Annotated in this window: 13 protein-coding genes; 6 read left to right on the forward strand and 7 right to left on the reverse strand. The window is 42.4% G+C overall.

Annotated elements, in window-relative coordinates; all coding sequences use genetic code 11:
• Nucleotides 1-24: 24 nt before the first annotated feature.
• Nucleotides 25-2,673, reverse strand: a complete 2,649-nt coding sequence (locus IGI66_RS10480; protein ID WP_438848882.1) for an SEC10/PgrA surface exclusion domain-containing protein — start codon at nucleotides 2,671-2,673, stop codon at nucleotides 25-27.
• Between the two features lie 476 nt (nucleotides 2,674-3,149).
• On the opposite strand from IGI66_RS10480, the gene IGI66_RS10485 reads away from it, so the two are divergent.
• On the forward strand, nucleotides 3,150-4,319 hold the full coding sequence (locus IGI66_RS10485; protein WP_438849292.1) for an LPXTG cell wall anchor domain-containing protein: 1,170 nt from the start codon (nucleotides 3,150-3,152) through the stop codon (nucleotides 4,317-4,319).
• 75 nt (nucleotides 4,320-4,394) lie between these two features.
• Here IGI66_RS10485 and IGI66_RS10490 read toward each other — a convergent pair whose 3' ends face one another.
• The 4 genes from IGI66_RS10490 to opp3b are packed head-to-tail and all read right to left on the reverse strand — an operon-like array spanning nucleotide 4,395 to nucleotide 8,404.
• Nucleotides 4,395-5,348 carry an ABC transporter ATP-binding protein gene (locus tag IGI66_RS10490; RefSeq protein WP_010780015.1) on the reverse strand — a complete coding sequence of 318 codons (954 nt, stop codon included), beginning with the start codon at nucleotides 5,346-5,348 and terminating at the stop codon, nucleotides 4,395-4,397.
• A gap of 27 nt (nucleotides 5,349-5,375) precedes the next feature.
• On the reverse strand, nucleotides 5,376-6,422 hold the full coding sequence (locus tag IGI66_RS10495; protein WP_010780014.1) for an ABC transporter ATP-binding protein: 1,047 nt from the start codon (nucleotides 6,420-6,422) through the stop codon (nucleotides 5,376-5,378).
• Between the two features lie 6 nt (nucleotides 6,423-6,428).
• Nucleotides 6,429-7,463 (reverse strand): oligopeptide ABC transporter permease, encoded by a 1,035-nt coding sequence (gene opp3C, locus IGI66_RS10500; RefSeq protein WP_010780013.1) that lies wholly within the window; start codon nucleotides 7,461-7,463, stop codon nucleotides 6,429-6,431.
• Complete coding sequence (opp3b, locus tag IGI66_RS10505) at nucleotides 7,463-8,404, reverse strand: oligopeptide ABC transporter permease (protein WP_010780012.1); 942 nt, start codon at nucleotides 8,402-8,404, stop codon at nucleotides 7,463-7,465. Before opp3b ends, opp3C begins: the two co-directional genes overlap by 1 nt.
• 262 nt (nucleotides 8,405-8,666) lie before the next feature.
• Here opp3b and IGI66_RS10510 point away from each other — a divergent pair, with 262 nt between their 5' ends.
• Complete coding sequence (locus IGI66_RS10510) at nucleotides 8,667-9,011, forward strand: DUF3899 domain-containing protein (protein WP_086303429.1); 345 nt, start codon at nucleotides 8,667-8,669, stop codon at nucleotides 9,009-9,011.
• A 47-nt stretch (nucleotides 9,012-9,058) separates the two neighbouring features.
• On the opposite strand, the gene IGI66_RS10515 is transcribed toward IGI66_RS10510, so the two are convergent.
• On the reverse strand, nucleotides 9,059-10,720 hold the full coding sequence (locus IGI66_RS10515) for a peptide ABC transporter substrate-binding protein (protein ID WP_010780010.1): 1,662 nt from the start codon (nucleotides 10,718-10,720) through the stop codon (nucleotides 9,059-9,061).
• A gap of 605 nt (nucleotides 10,721-11,325) precedes the next feature.
• Here IGI66_RS10515 and IGI66_RS10520 point away from each other — a divergent pair.
• From IGI66_RS10520 to leuD, 4 genes are all read left to right on the forward strand, one after another.
• Nucleotides 11,326-12,843: a 2-isopropylmalate synthase gene (locus tag IGI66_RS10520; protein ID WP_438848886.1), complete on the forward strand. Its 1,518-nt coding sequence runs from the start codon at nucleotides 11,326-11,328 to the stop codon at nucleotides 12,841-12,843.
• A 120-nt stretch (nucleotides 12,844-12,963) separates the two neighbouring features.
• Entirely contained in the window at nucleotides 12,964-14,016 is a 1,053-nt protein-coding gene (leuB, locus tag IGI66_RS10525) for a 3-isopropylmalate dehydrogenase (RefSeq protein WP_438848888.1), read from the forward strand.
• Nucleotides 14,017-14,089: 73 nt separating this feature from the next.
• Nucleotides 14,090-15,463 carry a 3-isopropylmalate dehydratase large subunit gene (gene leuC / locus IGI66_RS10530; protein ID WP_288226422.1) on the forward strand — a complete coding sequence of 458 codons (1,374 nt, stop codon included), beginning with the start codon at nucleotides 14,090-14,092 and terminating at the stop codon, nucleotides 15,461-15,463.
• The gene (gene leuD / locus IGI66_RS10535) at nucleotides 15,463-16,047 is read left to right on the forward strand and encodes a 3-isopropylmalate dehydratase small subunit (RefSeq protein ID WP_086303426.1); all 585 of its coding nucleotides are present in this window, start codon (nucleotides 15,463-15,465) and stop codon (nucleotides 16,045-16,047) included. Before leuC ends, leuD begins: the two co-directional genes overlap by 1 nt.
• A gap of 61 nt (nucleotides 16,048-16,108) precedes the next feature.
• Here the strand turns inward: leuD and IGI66_RS10540 are convergent, their stop codons facing one another.
• The gene (locus IGI66_RS10540) at nucleotides 16,109-17,875 is read right to left on the reverse strand and encodes an ABC transporter ATP-binding protein (protein WP_301516373.1); all 1,767 of its coding nucleotides are present in this window, start codon (nucleotides 17,873-17,875) and stop codon (nucleotides 16,109-16,111) included.
• Nucleotides 17,876-17,899 lie beyond the last annotated feature (24 nt).

Here is a 17,899-nt window from a genome sequence, read left to right on the forward strand (position 1 = left end):
TTTTTCTATTTATCGATTCATTTTTTATTTTAGAAAGAAACGATTTCTTTTATCCAACTCTGCTAATCCTAAGGTTACTAGAAGACCCATTAGCGTTACTCCTAAAAGAGCTAATGCAGGATCATCAGAAAATCCTGTTTGAGGAAATACTGAACTTGATTTAGTAGTTGTAGGCGTTAATTGACTTTTCTTCTTTTCACTAACTTGAATTTTTGACGATTTAAGAGTGCTTGCGTTTGATTGCCCCATAACTCCCTGCTTTGATGCATTTCCAATAAAAACAGCTCCGCTTGTTGCATCCGCGGATTTGCCCTTAACAGAATCCAATTCTTCATTAAGAGCAAGATGATTTTTAAGTTTGTCTAATTTTTCTTTCGTTTCTTCCAGTTTTACCTTTGCTGCGTCTGCTTTAGCTTGTAAGGCGTGATACGTTGCCGCATCGGTCTCAGCAGTTTTTTTGGCACTTTCCAGTTTCTTAACAGCAGATGCATACGCAGATTCTGCTTTTTTCAGATCAGAAAGGGCCGCAGATAATGCTTCAGAAGCTTGTTTCAATGACTCCACTTCGGCTTTCTTTTGCTCTACTAGTCGTTCGCCGCTCTCCAATGCCTTTTTATCATCAGCTAGTTTTTCTTTGGCAGCGGTCAAAGCTGCTTGCGCGGCGCTCAACTTATCATTCACTGTGCATAATTGTTTTTTGGCTTCTTCCAGTATTGTCACTTTCAAAGCTTTTTCTTGTTTTGCTGCTTCGAGTGCTTCTTGTGCAGCATCTAGTGCTTTCTGTTTCGTTTCTGCATCTGAATTAAATTTATCAACGACTCCTTGAGCTACATTCACTTTTTCCGTAGCCGTTTCAACAGCTTTTGTTGCTGCTGCCAGCTGCTTCTTCGCCTCTTGATTATCCGTCGTCGCTTTTTCTAATCCAGCTTTTGCTGCTTCAAGTTTCTGGTTTGCTTCGTCAGCTTTTTTACGTGCACTTTCTAATCCTTCCCCGGCGATCTTTGCATCTTCTTTTCGATCGGTCAGCTCCTGCGTCAATTTGTTGATTTTTTCTTGCGCTTTCGCATCGTCTATTTCAGGGATATCAATCGATTTAGTATCAAATTTACTCGCATCTTTAATGTAGTAGCTGTGCGGGACAAATTCAAAATGAGTAGAAAACGATGGTCTGCTTGCTTTGGAGAAGGATACGCCAAAATAGCATTCATCTGTAGAACTCCCATACATGAGACCCGTGATACTAAATGCATGGCCCCAGTTGCTACCACTGTCACCGTACAAAAAGCCCAACATAGCATTATAGATCAAGCTCTTCAAGTCATTCTTGCTAAGATTCCAAGAACTGTCTGGTTTCATTGAACTAGAACTATATGAATATAAATTTTCATAGAGGTTTCCACCTGGGTGTTCTAGTAATCCATTGTTTCTCGCTGCCTGATTGATAGCATCGTTATAATGTCCATTGAAGCCGCTCCAATTATCCGCTTCATAGGCTTTAGCAATTTCGTCTGTAAATTTGATCGATCCTAAAGAAACAGTCACATCCTTCATGCCAAACATCTGACGAACAGAATTGATCAAACGAGCTGCGTAAATCGATAATTCTTCTATGAGAGCCGTTGTCATATCTGTCTGACCATTGATCATGATAGCTTTATCGGCTTCATTTGACTGGAATTTTGCATTTGCTGCCAAGGCTGCAGCATCAGCAGCTAAAAGTTGCTTTTTATTCGCTTCGCTGCGATCCGCCTCGTAGGCTTTCAGCGCATTTACATATTCCTGCGTCACCACGATCTTGTTTAACCCGTCTTTTGCCTCTGAATTCGCCCTATCCAAATCATTTTGTGTTTTTTTGACCGCTTCATCCGCCTCTTGCTTCTTTTTACTTGCAGCATCAACGGCGCTAGCGGCATCCGTTGCTTCACCTTCAGCAACATTCTTGGCTGTTTGCGCACTTCCTTCTGTTGCCGCAGCTGTTTCAGAATCTGTTTTAGCAGCTTCCTCAGTTTTTTTAGCAGCCTCTAGTTCTTCCTTCGCCTTTTCTAGATTGTCGTTTGCTTCGGTGGCGCCTTCCCCGTCAACAATACTTTGCGCATCCTTTACTGCTTGTTGCTTCTCATCGATTTTTTCTTGGGAGTTATCGACGTCCGTTTTCGCGTTTTCAACAACTTTTTGTGCAGCATCCGCTTCCCCTTGAGTCTCCTCTACCTTTGATCCCGCAGCATCAATTGCTTTTTCATCTTCCTTGATTGCTTCCTTGATACCCTCATTTGCTTTTTCCTGTTCCGACACATCCTTTTGTGCTTGCTCGATCTTTTCGGGTGTTGCTCCTTCTGCCGCTTTTTCAGCTTCAGAGACAACCTCTTGTGCTACGTCTACAGCTTCTTTTGCAGTGTTTGCCTCCTCCTGTGCTTTGCTTGCAGCAGCTTGTGAGGTCTCGTAGGCCTCCTTGGCAGTAGTTGCTTCCGTCTGAGTAGCAGTTGCTGTCTCTTGTGCCTTAGTAACTTCTGATTGAACTACTGCTATCGTCGCTTTGGAGTCCTCAGCCGTTGCTGTCGTCGCTTGTGCTGCGTCACCACTCGCATCTGCACGCGCTTCCGTTGAATGAGAGAACCCAATCCCTGCCATTGTTGCGAGAGTTGCTGAAAATAAAGCAATCTTTTGTTTCTTCATCTTTAATTCCCACCTTCATTTTTTCTTGTCTTTCTTGTTAAAACCAACTGACTTAATACCCCGATCATAAAAACGCTTTCATTAAAGGCGAACATTTTCCTTAAAAAGGAACAACAGAGTCATTTCTACGAAAATAATAGCCATTCGCATTATTTGTCATTTATCATTTTACCATATTTTCAATTAGTGCAATAATTCTTTTTTTATATGATTCGTATTGGTATTAAAATTATATTTATAATAGATAAAGGGCATCTGGATAACTGATTTATAAAGTACCAGCCGCCAATTGTTTAAAAAAACTGATAATTTATCTTTTTATTTCTATTTTGTAATGGAAGGAATGTACGTGTGGTCATCCAATGGACATCTTGGAGCATCATCAAAAAAAATTTCCAACAACAACTTTACAAAAATATTTCTTATGTTACAATTGTGTTACAGAAAAAGTTTAAGGAGTGATTCGTGTGAAAAAAATGGTTGTTTTTAGTTTGTTGGTACTGAATTTCCCAATGGTCGCATTTGCTGATACTTCCGAAAGTCTCTCTGAAAAAACCGTAATCTCTAGTCAAGAACAATTTGTTGAGAGCGCTTCTCTTTCTGAGGAATCAGGAACAGATCCTGTTCTTTCCGTTGACCCTAAGGAGAATCCTGCCGCTTCTACAGAAAAAACAGTTGAACGTTCCACTAGCAAAATTGAAGATACTATCAGCAGCAGTGAACATGCAGTAAATGAAGAAATAATAGATCATCCAACAACTGAAACAACCGTTGGAAAAAAACGACACGCTGAGGAACCTGCCGCTTCGGATAACATAGAAAAGGCGACTAGTGCTGTAGTCCCACAAACTAGTGCAGCGGTCATAGAAAAGGCGGCAGAATCCCCTTCTGATTTAGAAGAAAAGTTGAACAAAGAATGGACAGCAGAGAAAATTCGTGAGAACTTAACCGGATCAGATTATGGGATAACTCAGAATGAACTTAAAGGATATTCGGACGAAGAGCTCACAAATGCCTTCAAACTTTTCAACCGTTATAACTTTGACCTTACAGGCATGGATTTAGGAAGCTACGTTCACGTTTTACGTATGGTTTATAAAGACCATGCGGTAAGTTGGAACGAGGTCGAACAGGCTTTGGCTTTCAATCCTAACAACTACACTACCACTGCTGAGCTAGCGCAAAACATTGATCAGCTGCAAGCCTATCTGAGGATTCTTTATTCGAACAAGGAAGGCTTTGTGCCTTTACGTTCTTTCACAAATGAAGAAATGCTTCATATTTTGGATCATCTTAGTGGTGCTGAAGACAAATTAAGTTACGCCAATGGATTATTCTCAGGATTATTCTCAGGACTTGTCCATTGGTTATATTCCTCGCAAGAAGGGAATGGACCCATCGATAATGGACCAAAGCCTGTTCCGTTGATTCAAACCATGGAGAAACCTGCGAGTCCAATTGTGTTAAAGGATGCTGCTCCTCAAAACAATTCAAACACTACTGAGAACAGACTCCTCACCGAGGCAAATGGACAGAAAGAATACCCTAAGACGGGGGGAAAACAGCATGTCATTTTCACCCTCATAGGGATGATTATGACTTTATTCGCAGGAAGCATCCTATTAAGAAGACGGCTACGCGTTTAACCTAGATTTCTCTCTCATCACAAAAGGAGCCAAAACAGATAAATGTCTGTTTTGGCTCCTTTTCATTGGGCACTTTTAAACTGCCAAGGCTTTTTCATTTTTTAAATGCTGTAATTTCTTTTTATAATAGGCCACTTCGTCTTCAGAAGAATAAATAAAATGACCTGGCGCAATCTCGCGCAATGAACGTGCTTTGCCGTCGTGAGGTTCCGTTTGATATTTGATTCGACGACGTTGACGTTCGTGATCGGGATCAGGCATCGGAATCGCAGAAAGCAAACTTTCCGTATAAGGATGAACGCCATAGTGATAGATTTCGTCACTGCTGCCGACTTCTAACAAATGGCCATTATTCATCACGCCGATACGGTCACTGATGTGCTTCACCATTGAGAGGTCATGGGCAATGAACAAGTAGGTCAAGTTGTGCTCATTTTGCAAGTCTTGCAACAGATTTACTACCTGTGCCTGGATCGATACATCCAAAGCCGATATTGGTTCATCACAGATAATGAAGCGTGGACGTACTGCCAATGCTCGTGCTATCCCGATACGCTGACGTTGCCCGCCTGAGAATTCATGTGGATAGCGAGTCCCATGACTAGGGTTCAACCCAACCGTCTCAAGCAAATCATTGACGATCTTGTCTCGGTCTTTCGGAGTTTTAGCCAGTCCGTTCACATCAATGCCTTCCGCGATGATATCTTTGACCTTCATTCGCGGATTTAGCGACGCATATGGGTCTTGAAAAATCATTTGGACATCGCGACGAAATTTTGTCAGCTCTGCTTTTCCATGAATTTTCGATACATCCTTGCCATCAAAAAGGATTTCTCCGTCCGTTTTTTGATTTAGTCGAATGATTGTCCGTCCTGTAGTAGATTTTCCACTACCAGACTCCCCTACCAATCCGAACGTCTCTCCCTCATTGATGTAAAAGCTCACATCATTGACAGCACGGACTTCATTTTTAGTGCCCGTGTTAAAATATTGTTTCAAATTATTTACTTCTAATAATCGTTTTTCCATCTTTATCCTCCGTTTTTATCGCTACACTTAAGCGGAATATTGGTTTTGCTTTTTACGAAAAATATCCCAACGTCGTTGAATCTCAGCCGGAGGTGTTACTGTTGGTGCTTGAGGTGCCAATAACCACGTTGCTGCCTTGTGAGTTTCAGAAATCTCAAAGAAAGGCGGCTCCATTTCCGCATCGATTTTTAAAGCAAATTCGTTACGGGGATAGAAGGCATCTCCTTTTGGCGGATCTAATAAATCTGGAGGAGATCCTGGAATTGCATAAAGGCGATCATTTTCACTCTCTAAGGTTGGCATTGATCCAAGCAGTCCCCAAGTATACGGGTGTTGCGGATTGTAAAAAATTTCTTCCGCCGTTCCTACTTCTACGATTTTCCCTGCATACATGACAGCTACTCGATCGGCCACGTTAGCAACGACACCGAGGTCATGGGTGATAAAAATGATCGATGTTTCGATTTTCTCTTGAATCTCTTTTAGCAGCTCTAAAATTTGCGCTTGGATCGTAACGTCCAACGCGGTCGTCGGTTCGTCAGCAATCAGGATCTCAGGATTACAGATCAAAGCAATGGCAATTACGATCCGTTGGCGTTGACCACCAGAAAATTGATGCGGGTAATTTTTTAATCGTTTTTCGGCATCTGGAATCCCAACTAGATTTAGTAAATCAAGGGCAGCTTTCAACCCTTCTTTTTTTGAGATTTTTTTATGCTTTCTTAGAGACTCCGCTACTTGCTTTCCAATCGTCATGGTTGGGTCAAGTGATGTCATCGGATCTTGGAAAATCATCGCGATTTCTCGTCCGCGAATCTTTTGCATTTCTTTCTCTGATTTATCTACGATATTTTGTCCTTTGAACAAAATCTGTCCTTCATCAATGTTCGCGTTCCCGGAAAGCAGGCGCATAATCGTTCGCGTGGTCACTGATTTACCGCTACCAGATTCCCCAACGATCGCCAATGTTTCCCCTTTATTCAGATCAAAATCCACTCCACGTATCGCTTTGACTTTCCCAGCATAGGTATCGAATGAAATATTTAAATTATTTACTTCTAATATTTTTTCCATAAATCGTCACTCTTTCATTTTCGGATCAAATGCGTCGCGTAGACCATCAGCCAATAGATTGAAACAAATCATGATCAATGAGATCGTCACTGCTGGAATCCATAGTAAGTATGGTAAGTACAAGAACGTTTTGTATCCGTCGTTTAATAACGTACCTAATGATGCGGATGGCGGTGTTAATCCTAATCCGATGAAACTCAAGAACGCTTCGAAGAAAATCGCTGTTGGAATACTAAACATCATTTGAATAATGATGACACTCGAAATATTCGGAATGATGTGTTTAAAGGCAATTTTCCATTTTGATTCACCCAGAGTCATCCCAGCTAACACGTATTCTTGGTCTTTTAGCTTGAGCGTCTGGGCTCGGACGATCCGTGCCATGGGTATCCAGTTCGTGATAGCCATCGCTGCAACGATTGAAAAAATACCTGGTTCAAAAACAACTAGCATCAGAATCATAACTACCAGATTGGGAATTCCAGAAAGGATCTCTAAGAAACGTTGCATTACATTATCGACTCTGCCTCCAAGCATGCCAGAAATCAATCCGTATGCCACACCAATCGTTATATCAAATAGCGCTGCGATAAAGGCGATCAATAAGGAAATACGCGTTCCCATGAAGAGACGGCTCAAAACGTCACGGCCCAAACCATCTGTTCCTAATAGATAATTTACATTTCCAGGAACATCTGCTTGTGCGTATTTATCTACTAACTCCCCTGCAACCATCGTTTTCCCATTTAATCCATTGATGTTCAAACCAGGGACACGAGGAGGCAAGTTGATGTAATCGACATTTTGCTTGCTCGGGTCTTGCGGTGATACAAAAATCGTAATGATCGAGATAAAGATGATTACTGCTAGTACGACCATTGAAATGACCGCCGCTTTATTTTTCTTTAATCGGCGCCATGAGTCTTGTAGGAAATTTAGGGAAGGGGCTGCGATCTCCTCGCGCTCCTCTTCCGTATTTTTTTGTAAGGGTTGAAATTCATCTGCTGGAATATCAACAACTGAAGGATATTTTATTTCCATTAGCTTTTGCTCCCTTCGGATAGACGGATACGAGGATCAACTAATCCGTAAAGTAGATCGACGACTAGAATAACGAAAACCAGCATGAATGAATAAAGAATCGTTACTGCCATGATCGTTGGATAGTCATTGGTCATGATTGATTTTACGAATTGTTCTCCGATACCGGGAATCGCAAAGATGTTTTCTACAACAAGCGACCCAGTCATCAAAGCAACCGCTAGTGGTCCAAGTAATGTCATCAACGGGATCAAACTATTCCGCAGGCCATGTCTAAAGGCGATCTCCCAACGGCTCAAGCCTTTTGCCCGTGCCAGTTCAACGTAGTCGCTATGGAGTACTTCCACCATTTCAGTTCGTATGAACCGTGCGGAATCGGCTAGTGGAGACATTGCCAAAGCCAATGTTGGCAAAATAGTGTAAGCAAAACCTTCCCATTTCGCAATTGGCAGAATACGCAATTTCATCGCGAAAATATATTGCAATAATACTGCAAAAACAAAGTTTGGAATCGAGCGCCCTAATATCGCTACTAAGGTAGATGCTGTATCCGCCCATGAATTCTGCTTCATGGCAGAGATCGTACCTAAGACGATCCCCACGAATGTTCCGAAGACGATTGCCTGCAACCCTAATTGCAATGACGGTCCAATTCGTCCTGCTAATAAGGTAGCAACGGCTTGATTTTTAAATTGGAAAGAAATTCCGAAATTTCCTTGTACAAGGTTTGATAGATAAATGCCATATTGTACGATGACTGGCTTATCCAGACCTACTTGTCTGTTCAACATTGCAACTGTTTCAGGACTTAAACGTTCTTGGTTGGTATAAGGTGTCCCTGGTAGTAATTGCATCAAGAAGAATGTGATGGTCGCAATCAACCATAGTGTGATCAACATGAAAAAGACACGCTTTAAAAAATATTTTAAATAACTGCCCATGAGGTGCCTCCTAGTTCTATAATTAATTCTTTTTCCCATTGAAAAAAAAAATCTGATATCGTGCGGTGCGTCCCTCTTCTGCTCATACTGCTACTTCTGCATAAGGAGAAACGAATCGCTTCGAATTGTTCGACAAAATGTGTTTTGATCCGCTCGTAAATTTTGACTTCTACTTTTGTTATAGTTTAGAGTAGGAATATGTTGCGGATAGCTGTTCAACTAACCAGCATGAATCCTTAATTCATTTTATTGGAGTGTATGTATGAAAAATAAATTATTTCCCATTGGCATAGGCGGTAGTTTGTTAGTGATCGTTGCGATTTATTCAGCCGCACGTCAGTCACTTTCCCTACTCACTTTATCAAACCGATTTTTTTTGATCGGATTGCCCTTTTTGATCATTGGTATCCTGTATTGGATTTTTTCTTCAGGCTTCTTCGATCACTTTCAGCATTCGATGCATCAGGCCTTCAGCAGAAAACAAAAGAAAAAATCAGAATTCCAGCCCCTCTCGCGTGTTGGACAAGGGCGGTATTCTTTTTGGTTGATCATTGCAGCAATACCTATTGCCGCATCAATCATTTGTGCACTGTTAACCATGATTTAAAAGGAAGTTGGAACGAGACTCGTTCCAACTTCTTTTCATTTGTCGAATTATTCTTCCACGTATGTCCATTTGTAATCCCAAGAAGCGCCGGCAGGATGATGTACGATCCCTTTGACTTTTTCGTTGATCAAATGTGCTTCAGATAATTGGTAAAGCGGTGCGACACCAGATTCTTTCGAGATGATCTCATTTGCTTTTTGCAAATCGTCCCAACGTGCTTCTTCATCACTAGCATCTTTGTTTCCTGATTCTTCAACTGCTTTGTCGTACTCTTTATTGCTCCAACGACCACGGTTGTAAGAATTGCCTGTGACAAACAAGTCAGTAAAGCTTGAAGGGTCTGCATAGTCAGCGCCCCATCCGCCAAGTAGAACATCAAAGTCCCCAGCGTTCGAACGGTCTAAACGAACAGAGAAAGGAACTGGTGTTGGTTTCACTTTAACTCCAGGCAGTGCTTCTTCTAATGCACTTTGCATATATTCAATAACTTTCTTCGATGAATCTGTATCAGAAGCCATCAATTCGAATGAAAGAGAATCGATTTTCAATTCTTTCTTCGCTTTATCCCAATATTCTTTGGCTTTTTCTTTATCGTAAGGAGCTAGATCCCCTGCTTCTTTAGCAAAGTCTTCATCCCCTTTAGGATTGTTAGACATGCCAGAAGGTACCAATCCAGTTGATACTACAGAGCCATCACCCAATACTTGATTAACCAAAGATTTACGGTTGATCGCGTATGAGATTGCTTTACGTAAGTTTTCATTTCTAAATGGTGAATCTTCTTTTCTTTGGTTAAATTCAAGGTAGCTGGTACGCGCTTCTTTAAATGATTTGTATGCTGGGTCATTTGCATTTTGTTGTGCCAATTCACCAGAAAGAATCACGTCGTCTGCTTCGCCATCTTTAAATAGGTTCAATGATGTTGAAGATTCTTTTACTACGTTGACTTTAACTTTGGATAATTTGACTTCGTCTTTATCCCAATAAGTGTCATTTTTCTTGTATTCCCATTCGGTATCTGTTCCGGGACCGTCAAAACCTTCCAATGTAAATGGACCGTTGTACACGGCTTTATCACTCTTAGTCGCATATTCTTTACCGTTTGCTTCAACCACTTTTTGATTTTGTGGGAAGAACGATGGGAATGCTAATAAGTAATCAAAGTACGGTGTAGGTTTTGATAGTTTGATTTCTAATTCGTGATCATTCACTGCTTTGATCCCTAACTCGTCTGGAGATTTTTTACCAGCTGAAATGTCAGCAGCATTTTCTACAGGTTCAAAAAGGTACGCATATTCTGAGGCTGTCTCTGGTTTCACTGTACGTTGCCATCCAAAGACATAATCTTTAGCTGTTACGGGATCACCATTGGACCATTTTGCATCTTCTCTTAATTTTACGGTATATGTTTTTCCGTCGTCGCTGACTTTGACTTTTTCACTCGCTCCTGCTGGCTGCGGCTTGTTGTCTTTGTCTAAACGATAAATTCCTTCATATACATTGTTTAATGCAGTAAAACTGATTGTATCTGTGGCTACAGATAAGTCGGCTGTCGGCATTTCTTGTTGGACCACTAAGTTGAATGTTCCGTTGTCTTTTGCCTTCGCACTTGAACTGCTCTCATCAGTTGAAGCGCCCCCTCCTCCATAACACCCCGCCAAAGCGAGTCCGCAAACCGCGATAATACCATAAGCTAATTTGTTCCTCATATCTTTTTCCCCTTTTGATTCAATTTTCAGAATAATTACGAAGTTCTGAATATAAAGAGTAGTTTAATCATTTGTTTTTAATAAAGCAATAGTTTTGCTTTAATTTTATTTGTCGTATTTTAAAAATATCCTTAGAAAACTTGTAGAATCAGCAATTAACCTTAAAATTTTTTTATATATTAAAATTTGAAGCTTAATTTTTAGTTCTCTTTCATTTCATTGACACAGCCATGGTAGATAATGATGTTCTTTACATAGGAAGAAACTTTCCTATAAAAGAGGGAAAGAATTCCTTCATGCAGGATCATTTCATAACGAGCGACATTTATTAAAAAATATTCTCATCTTTTTTTCATAATACGGTTGACAATGCTTCTGTTTTTTTATACGATGATTACAACAATTTTAAAAAAATTCTGACACTAAACGGGTGGTTGCTATGAGTAAATCAACGAAGTCTTTCAACGCAACTTTATTATTATAGCTGGGACTTTCTGAAAATTATTTCATGAAGTCCCTATTCGCATTGCATCGGAGAAGAAAGTGGTTCTTTTCCGATGGAGTGCTTTTTTTATACCCGTTTTTAAAATGAAGGAGGAGTAAAAATGAGAAAAGTTCAATTTTTCGATACCACATTAAGAGATGGTGAACAAACCCCAGGAGTAAATTTTAATACTAAAGAGAAAGTTCAGATCGCACTACAATTAGAAAAATGGGGCATTGATGTCATCGAGGCAGGCTTTCCTATCGCTTCACAAGGAGATTTCGAAGCCGTCCAAAGTATCGCCCGTCAAGTCACCAAAATGACTGTCACTGGATTGGCACGTTGTCAGAAGAAAGACATTGATCGTGCGTACGAAGCATTAAAGGATGCCGTTGATCCGCAAATCCATGTCTTTTTAGCCACAAGCGATGTTCATATGAAGTACAAATTGAAAATGAGTAAAGAAGACGTTCTTTCTTCTATTAAAGAACATGTTAGTTACGCACGTAGTTTGTTTGAGAAAGTGCAGTTTTCACCTGAAGATGCCTCTCGCACAAACAAGGACTTTTTGTTAGAAGCTGTACAAGCAGCCATCGATGCCGGAGCGACGATCATCAATGTACCGGACACTGTCGGCTATTCAAATCCGACTGAATACGGGAAAATCTTCAAATCATTGATCGAAAACATCCGCAGTGAAAAAGAAATCACGTTTTCTTCCCATTGTCACGATGACTTGGGAATGGCTACAGCAAACGCCTTGGCAGCAATCGAGAATGGCGCAAATCGCGTAGAAGGAGCCGTGAACGGTATCGGTGAGCGTGCAGGAAATACTGCCTTAGAAGAAGTCGCACTGGCGTTAGCGATTCGCAAAGATTTTTACCAGTGTGACACAAACATTGTATTAAACGAAACGAAACGGACAAGCGAATTGGTTTCTCGGCTTTCCGGCATTCCTGTTCCTAAAAACAAAGCAATCGTGGGTGATAACGCCTATGCGCACGAATCCGGTATCCATCAAGACGGAGTATTAAAAAATCCTGAGACTTACGAGATCATTACGCCGACCATGGTAGGTGTCAATCAAAATTCTCTTCCTCTTGGAAAATTATCTGGACGTCATGCGTTCAATGCGAAATTAGAGGAATTGGGCTATCAATTGACTGACGCTGACAGCAAGGAAGCGTTCAAGCGTTTTAAATCGCTGGCCGATAAAAAGAAACAAATCACAGACAAAGATTTAGTCGCGCTGCTTGCTGATCAATACCGAGAAGAAACAGAGAACTATAAATTAGCGGATGTCCAAGTCCAATACAGTTCGAATGGGTATCAAGGAGCGATCGTCTCAATTATCGATGAAGACAAAGAAATAAAAGTCGCTTCCCGCATCGGCTCCGGCAGCATCCAAGCCATCTACAATGCAATTGACGAATTGTTCCAACAAAGTCCAGAATTGACAGAGTATGAAATTCAGGCGCTGACTGGCGGAGAAGATGCCCAAGCTGAAGTACGTGTCACACTTAAAGATGAACACTCGAACAATGAGTTTCGCGGAATCGGTGTCGATTTTGATGTTTTACATGCCTCTGCGAAAGCCTACGTTCAAGCGAGCAATCACTTAGAGCAAAACGGGAAATAAGCCTTCCTTTTTTCGAGTGTTGAAAACAGAGAACTTCTTGTTTCCTCCCCCGTCAATACTTGATTGACTTGAAGATAGAGAAAATAAAAAAATATGTACGTACAAGATAGGAGCATGCACATGAATTGTAATATCGTTGTTTTAGCTGGTGATGGAATTGGACCAGAAATCATGGAAAGTGGATTACACGTATTATCCGCAGTTGAGAAGATGTGTCAACACACCTTTGAGCTTAAAGAAATGCCTTTCGGAGGCGCGGGGATCGACGCGGCGGGGGCTTCTCTGCCTGAAAAAACGCTAGAGGCTTGTCAGTCGGCTGACGCGATCCTTCTAGGAGCGATAGGCGGACCTAAGTGGGAAAAGGCGCAAGATACACCTGAAAAAGGATTATTGGCTTTAAGAAAATCATTGAATTTGTTCGCAAATATTCGTCCTGTTGCAGTTTCTTCTGCGCTAGTGCATCTTTCTCCTTTAAAGCCTGAGATTCTTGAAGGCACTGATTTGATCATTGTTCGAGAGCTCAGCAGCGGGATCTACTTTGGGGAGCCGCGAGAACTAACAGACTCGATGGCCTACGATACTGCCCGTTATCACAAAAATGAGATTGAGCGAATCCTTCACTCTGCGTTCAAAATTGCTCAAGGGCGTGGCAAAAAAGTGACGTCTGTAGATAAAGCGAATGTCCTTGCCTCGAGTAAATTATGGCGGGCAACAGCAGAAGACGTTGCTAAAGAATATCCAGATTGTCATCTAGAGCATCAGTACGTGGATTCAGCAGCGATGAAATTGATCCAAAACCCTAAATCATTTGATGTGATCGTGACTGAAAATCTTTTCGGGGATATCTTAAGCGATGAAGCCTCGGTGTTGCCTGGATCATTAGGTGTCTTGCCAAGTGCGAGCCACAGTGACGGCGGTCCATCGCTTTACGAACCAATCCATGGTTCGGCACCAGACATTGCAGGACAAGGAATCGCAAATCCGATCTCAATGATCCTGTCTGTCGCGATGATGCTGCGTCAATCTTTTCAAGAAGAACAAGCCGCGCAAGCTATTGAAAAAGCTTGCGATACAGTTTTATCAAAGGGAATCTTTACTCATGATCTGGGTGGACAAGCAACCACGACGTCATTTACGGACGCCGTGATCCAAGAACTCGCGAAAGTTCAATGATCAACTTGATACTGATTCATGGTATTAGCAGTACTTAACAACGAACTATTTTTATGGAGAAGGAGCAAAAACTATGGGAAAAACGCTATTTGATAAACTTTGGGATCGACATGTCGTTTATGGTGAAGAAGGTGCCCCGCAATTACTTTACATTGATCTGCATTTGATTCACGAAGTCACCTCCCCTCAAGCCTTTGCGGGAATTCGTGAGGCGGGGCGGACGCTTAGACATCCAGAGCGGACTTTCGCTACGATGGATCACAACACTCCGACTGTGGATATTTTTAATTTCACAGATCTGATTGCCAAAAAACAAATCGATACACTCAAGGAAAATTGTCAGGAGTTTGACGTGCAGCTTTGCGACAATGGCAGTGAGCGTCAAGGAATCGTCCATATGGTAGGTCCTGAAACTGGACTGACACAGCCTGGAAAAACCATCGTTTGCGGCGATTCACACACTGCGACACATGGTGCTTTCGGCGCACTCGCTTTCGGAATTGGTACGAGCGAAGTGGAACACGTTTTTGCTACTCAGACATTGTGGCAAAACAAACCAAAAAATATGGGGATCAAAATCACCGGAAAATTACCAAAAGGTGTTTATGCGAAAGATATTATTTTGGCACTGATCGCCAAATATGGTACGGACTTTGGTGTGGGATACGGGGCGGAATTTTATGGAGAAACGATCGAGAACCTCTCCATGGAAGAGCGTATGACGATCTGCAACATGGCCATCGAAGGCGGTGCTAAAATCGGCTTGATCGCTCCAGATGATAAAACGTTTGATTACGTTGCGGGTCGTGAATACGCCCCTGCCAACATGGATGCGGCGATCCGAGACTGGAAGGAATTGTACACCGATGATGACGCAACATACGACAAGCTGCTTACTCTAGAGGTCAATGAATTGGTGCCGTTCGTCACTTGGGGGACCAATCCTGAAATGGGCGTCCCTTTTGATGGGTCCTTCCCAGCGGTCACCTCCCCTGATCTGCAAAAAGCGTACGACTATATGGATCTAAAGCCAGGACAAACACCAGCAGATATTCCTGTGGGGTATGTTTTCATCGGCTCGTGTACCAACGGACGATTGTCTGATTTGCAAGAGGCGGCGAAAATCGTTAAAGGAAAAAAAGTCCACGACAACGTCACTGCGATCGTGGTTCCCGGCTCGCGTCCCGTTCGCAAAGCGGCCGAACAAATTGGCTTAGACAAAGTATTTATCGAAGCTGGTTTTGAATGGCGCGAGCCCGGCTGCTCGATGTGCTTGGGTATGAATCCTGACCGCGTTCCTTCTGGTGTCCATTGTGCCTCAACTTCTAATCGGAATTTCCAAGGACGCCAAGGAAAAGACGCGCGGACTCACCTGTGCAGCCCCGTGATGGCTGCCCTAGCCGCCATTCATGGAAACTTCGTCGATAGTCGCAAGGAGGTCATCTAATGGAAAAATTTACGATCTATACTGGAAAAACGGTCCCACTCATGAACGACAATATTGATACCGATCAAATCATTCCAAAAGGCTTTTTAAAACAAGTCGACAAAGCGGGTTTTGGGAAGCACCTTTTTGATGAATGGCGCTTTTTAGAAGACGGCTCACCGAACCCCGAATTTATTTTGAATGCACCAGAACGGAAAAACGCTTCGATCTTGATCTCTGGTGAAAATTTCGGCTCCGGATCTTCCCGTGAACACGCTGCTTGGGCGATTCAAGATTATGGCTTCAAAGCAGTGATCGCCGGCAGTTATAGTGATATTTTCTATATGAATGCATTAAAAAATGGGCTGTTGCCGATTCGTGTAGACCAAGAGGTTCGTGATCGTCTAAGCCAACTTCCCGCCGACGAGGAAATCACGATTGATTTGCCAAAGCAGGAAATCCAAACTGCTGAGGCCAACTATGCGTTTCCGATTGATCCAACATGGAAGGATAAATTAGTCAAAGGGCTGGATGATATCAGTATCACGCTGCAATATGAAGAGGCCATCACCGCTTACGAAGAAGCAATGCCAGATTACAAATAAAAAGAAAACCGCTCTAAAACTTTACAGATGAAAAGTTTTGGGGCGATTTTCTTTTCTTTTGTTAATTCACAACTTGTTCTTGTACATATTGTGCATAGAGCGGATGTGTCTCGATCAGCTCGCTGTGAGTGCCGTGACCCGTCACTTCTCCTTTTTCGATGAAGTAAATGTGATCCGCATCTACGATTGTTGATAGACGGTGAGCGATCACCAAAGTGGTCCGGCCTTCCATCAATTGATCTAGCGCACGCTGCACTTTTTCCTCAGACTGTGAGTCTAAGCTGGCTGTCGCTTCATCCAACATCAAGATTTTAGGGTCTCGCAAAAATGCACGCGCAATGGCGATTCGTTGTTTTTGACCACCCGATAATTTCACGCCGCGCTCTCCAAGCTCTGTTTCCAATTGTTCTGGAAAGTCGCGAACAAATTGATCTGCGTAAGCCAATTCCAAGCCATGCCACAATTCTTCTTCCGTCAATGTCCGATCCAACCCGTATTGGAGGTTTTCACGAATACTTCCGGCGAACACCGCACTGTCCTGTGAAACATACCCGATTTGCGAGCGCCAATTTGCTAGGCTGAGGTCATCGATTGTTTCCTCGCCTATCTGGATCGCACCTTCTGTTGGCTGATAAAACCGTTCCAGCAACGCAAAGATCGTAGATTTTCCGCCGCCGCTTGGTCCGGCAAACGCGATCACCGTGTTTGGCTTCGCCTCAAAGGAGACATTTTTCAAAATCGGACGATCTGCTACATAATGGAAAGAAAGATTTTCTGCTTTGATCGTCTTTCCTGCAACGTCAACTTCTTTTCCTCTTTCAATAGGTTCTAGCTCTGTTTTCAGGATCTGCTCAATCCGTTCCGTCGCTCCCATTGCTTTTTGGACTTGTGAGAAAAACATCGCAAAGCTGGCCGCGGGCATCATGATATTAAATAGATACAAGAGAAAGGCCACTAATTGTCCGCTGGTTAATGTCCCTGCTTGGACACGAACCGCTCCATATCCTAGGATACCTACGAACAAGCCTAGCATGACCGTCGTGATGATTGGCTGCAAGACAGCTTCAACTTTGGCATCCTTAATGCCCAGACTAAAAATCTTATCGATAAATGAACGCCCGCTGTTCTTCTCAAACGTTTCACCGTTGCTGGCTTTGATCAGGCGGATCTCAGACAATTTTTCACTGGCCTCGGCATTAAAATCCGCTGTGGCAGATTGCAGCTGACGCCCTAAGCGTGACATGATCCGACCAATCGGCATCATGATCAATGCCATGATCGGCACCGCTAGAAACATCATCGCTGCCATTTTCCAATCCATGATGAATAGGATGATCATGGACCCAACAAGCTGGATCGCACCGGTAATAAAGTTTGGAAATTGCGTAGCCACCAAATCCTTGATCACTGTCGTATCGTTCACTAAACGAGAACTGCTTTCTCCTGATTTGTGGTCGTCATAATAGCCCACCGGCATTTGCAACAAATGGCTCCATAATTTTTCCCGTAATGTTTTGACCGCACTCTCTCCTACGTAGCGCAACAAGAAACTCCCGATTGCTCCAAATGCTAATTGTGCCGCAAAAGCTAAAACCAACACGATCAGCATCGTTTTATCGATCTTCGCTAATTTACTCGTGTCTATTAAGCCTTTCGTCAATTGCGGTACGATCAAGCTCGCACCACTTGTTAGCAAACTTAAAAACAATCCTAGAGCAAATAATGCTTTCTTCGGATTGACACTTGTAATCAAGCGAATAAAATCCTTTAATTTATAGGTACTTTTCGTTTTTGGCTGTTTTTCCGCCATACTCATATCCCGATCCATACTTGTTCCTCCTTGTTCAAAGCA

Source organism: Enterococcus sp. AZ048 (genome assembly GCF_051715125.1).
Lineage (GTDB): Bacteria > Bacillota > Bacilli > Lactobacillales > Enterococcaceae > Enterococcus_A > Enterococcus_A gilvus.